Origin of the sequence: Lachnoclostridium sp. An181 (genome assembly GCF_002160325.1) — a bacterium.
Classification (GTDB): Bacteria; Bacillota; Clostridia; order Lachnospirales; family Lachnospiraceae; genus An181.
On sequence record NZ_NFKJ01000044.1, the window covers coordinates 1 to 3054 of the forward strand.

5 protein-coding genes are annotated in these 3054 nt (G+C 47.7%); all 5 read right to left on the reverse strand.

Annotated elements, in window-relative coordinates:
* Positions 1–634 (reverse strand): helix-turn-helix domain-containing protein (locus B5F18_RS12275; protein WP_442911379.1); only part of this gene is annotated, 634 nt, incomplete at its 3' end.
* A gap of 181 nt (positions 635–815) precedes the next feature.
* Entirely contained in the window at positions 816–1220 is a 405-nt protein-coding gene (locus B5F18_RS12280) for a hypothetical protein (protein WP_087157928.1), read from the reverse strand.
* A 7-nt stretch (positions 1221–1227) separates the two neighbouring features.
* Positions 1228–2607 carry an FtsK/SpoIIIE domain-containing protein gene (locus B5F18_RS12285; protein ID WP_087157929.1) on the reverse strand — a complete coding sequence of 460 codons (1380 nt, stop codon included), beginning with the start codon at positions 2605–2607 and terminating at the stop codon, positions 1228–1230.
* Positions 2608–2621: 14 nt separating this feature from the next.
* Positions 2622–2879, reverse strand: coding sequence for a hypothetical protein (locus B5F18_RS12290; RefSeq protein ID WP_087157930.1), 258 nt, complete (start codon positions 2877–2879; stop codon positions 2622–2624).
* A 3-nt stretch (positions 2880–2882) separates the two neighbouring features.
* Positions 2883–3054, reverse strand: a 172-nt coding sequence (locus tag B5F18_RS12295) for a DUF961 family protein (RefSeq protein ID WP_143468435.1), incomplete at its 5' end; no start/stop codon positions are given.

A 3054-nucleotide genomic window follows, 5' to 3' on the forward strand; every position in this document is an offset into this window, starting at 1 on the left:
TGCATTTGGCGGTCAGATCTGGAATATCCAGTATGCCCGCCCTGTCGTTAATCGCAAGGTCAAGGCGTTTCATCACACCGCCCTCAATGAGTGCGTCCATGAGGAAGTCGTACCAGCTACGCCCCTGTGCCAGCAGATAGCTTTCAAACTGGCGACAACCTTTTCCTTTCAGTTCCAGAAGCGTGCCTTTTTCCTCGTCCTGTGAAGTATAGACGAACACATCACCCAGATAGTAATGCTCTGTGTACTTGTAGTGTCCGTAGTCCTCATGGAGCATATAGTCCATGTTGAGCTTCAATATATCTCTGATAACGTGCTGTATATCCAGCGTGGGGAAACGGATACGCACATAGTCGAACAGCAGGAACATGGGAGCGTCGGGATTGAACTTCTCAACAGCTTCCATGAGCTTGTCCTGCATATCGTCCGTGAGCTTGACCTTTCCCGCTTCGATACGGTTCAAGTGTTCACGGCTGATACCAGCCATGATAGCAAGCCTTGTCTGGGACACGCCATAAGATTGACGTTTCTCTTTCAAGGCGGTTATAAAGGTGCTTTCATTCAGCCTGCATACCCCCAATCGTGTATTTTTAGAAATCTGTGATATTTTCCGCCGATTGTCACAGTCAGCCATGAGTAAGAGAAAACCCTTATGCCAAGCGGGATTTCCAGACTTTTTGACCGTAGTTTCCAGCGGAATTGTGCCCCTCTGTTAGATACCGAGGGGCTTCTTTCGTGGAGCAGGGCAAGCCCTGCTCCACAGGACGGCTTGCACGGTCTGGGTCGCTTCGCTGACCGTTCCAGCCGTCAGTGGTTCAGTCAACTCTTGTCATGCCCGTATACACTACGATACAGTCGATATCTCTTGAAAGGCATTTTCTGACAATATCCTTGTCAATCTCATATTCATGGTATATCTGTCTGAAAAAATCCTTATCCACCACAAGAAACGTAAAACGGTAGTTGAAGCCATGAATGGAAAGCCATTCGTCCAGCACCACGGAAAAGAGCATCGGAAGTTTCAATCTCCCAAGTCCCGCTTCTGTCAGAATATCTTCCATATGTGCATGATAGGCTTCTGTCGGAAATTCCTCACATTTATCGTCAGTCGTGCCAGCGACACTTTCCAAATCCGCAAGGAAGCGGTCAAAGTCTACGCAGACACCCTCAACATGAAAATCAGTGTTAGGGTCGCTGTAACCCATTTCTAAAAGTCCCATATATTTTTTAATTCTCCTTTCGTTCATCTGCTACGGCTTGCCTTGCCAGTACAAGAGAGCCGATAGTCTGTAAAAAATCATGTCCCTTTGGTACAAGGGGAGTGTAAAACTCTGATATGACGCTCGTACCCACGTCACAATAGCCACGCCCTTTGATACGCTTCTGGAAGAACTGTTTCTTTACGTCGCTTCCAAAGAGCATACCGTAGCCCAGCTCGCTGATACGTCCCAAGCCCACACGGAAGTTGAAATTATCTCTGATACCGTCTGAAAAATACTTTGCGTCGGGACGCTGGCACGCAACGATAAGGAAATAGCCTGCCTGTCTGCCAAGCATGACGATTTTCTTTAGCTGGCTTAAAAGGCTTATGCTTTCCTTTGTCCCCAGCATTTCCAAGAACGCCACATACTCGTCAAAGATAAGGAAGTAGGGCGGTAAGCCCAGATAGGCATAGTTCTCGCCCGTCTTGTAATCAGGGTGTTGCTTCATTTCTTCGCTCCTTGCCACCATGCCCTCATAGAACGCATTGACACATTCAATCATATCTTCTTTGGTGTGATACACGTTATCCATGACTGTACCCAAGTCCGCAAGGTCAGCGTTCTTAGGGTCTAAGATGTAAAGCTGGGCGTTGGTCTGCAAGAGGGCTTCAATGATTGTCAGCAGGAAATAGGTCTTTCCACCGCCAGTCCCGCCACAGATAAGGGCATGAGGGAGTGCGTCGTATTCCCATGTAAGGTTCTTCATCAGACGCAAGCCCCCGTTTTCAGCCTTTACCTCGTCAATCGTGATACGGTTCGCTATCATGTCATAGAGCAGGGTGTATTCGATATAGCCGTCATGGAGCGTCTTGTCGGTCAGTTCACAGTAAAGCCCGCTTTCCAGCTTATCTTCCAGTCGCAAAAGCTGGTCTTGATACTTTCCCAAAGAGATTTCACAGCGGATATGAAGCAGTCCCGTATCCATTTGATAATAGATTTTAGGAAACCAGACGATTTTTTCCCTTGATCTGCTCTGCAGGTCAGTGAAAAAACCGCTGTCCTGTATGGTCTGGGCTTCATACCACTTGTTGTCCAGTATCATGCGTGCCAGCTTTTGACGGTGTAATAGCTTCTTGAAACTGTCATGGAAAAAGCGGTAATAAAGAAAAGCGACCAATGCACAAACACCAGTCGCTATCCCTATGGTTATGAAGTTGTATGTGGAAAGCGTCACACCATTATCAAGCAGGCTGAAATGTTCCCAGTCGGTACGCATGAGCTGTCCCATGTTCAGTAGCAGGAGAACCGCCACGAACAAGAGCAGGAGCGTACCCACACAGAAGCGGTACACAAGGTTCTTGTCGCTGGCTCTGATACGCTTTCCCTTGTATTTGTAAAATGCCATTGATACTCCTTTCATCAGTAACAGCCGATATAGGTAAATGTCCTGCTGGCTGGATTTTTCCAGTCTATCGTCTCAATCGAAAACTGGAATATATACCAGCATTTGTCCCTGCTGATATAATCGGGCATGGAGATAAGCAGACTGCCATCCATTCGACAGCCACTATCCTCGATTGCCTGCGTCAGCATAGTTTGAGCCAGCCAGCGGTATTCTGGAAGTGAGACTTCTCGGAACTCCCTTTCATAATCTTCATAGCCTGCTACGTTCTCCATAGGCTACTTCTGATTTTTCTGCTGTCCCTGTGGAGCATGGTTCTGTGGATTGCCTGTGAGCTGACCGCCTTTATTTTTCAGTACAATGTCGTCTGCCTTGATGTACCACTCCACATCTGCCCCTCGGTAGTTGGCGTTTGCCACGGTATCGGCAACAGGGTTGATAAGCTCCACC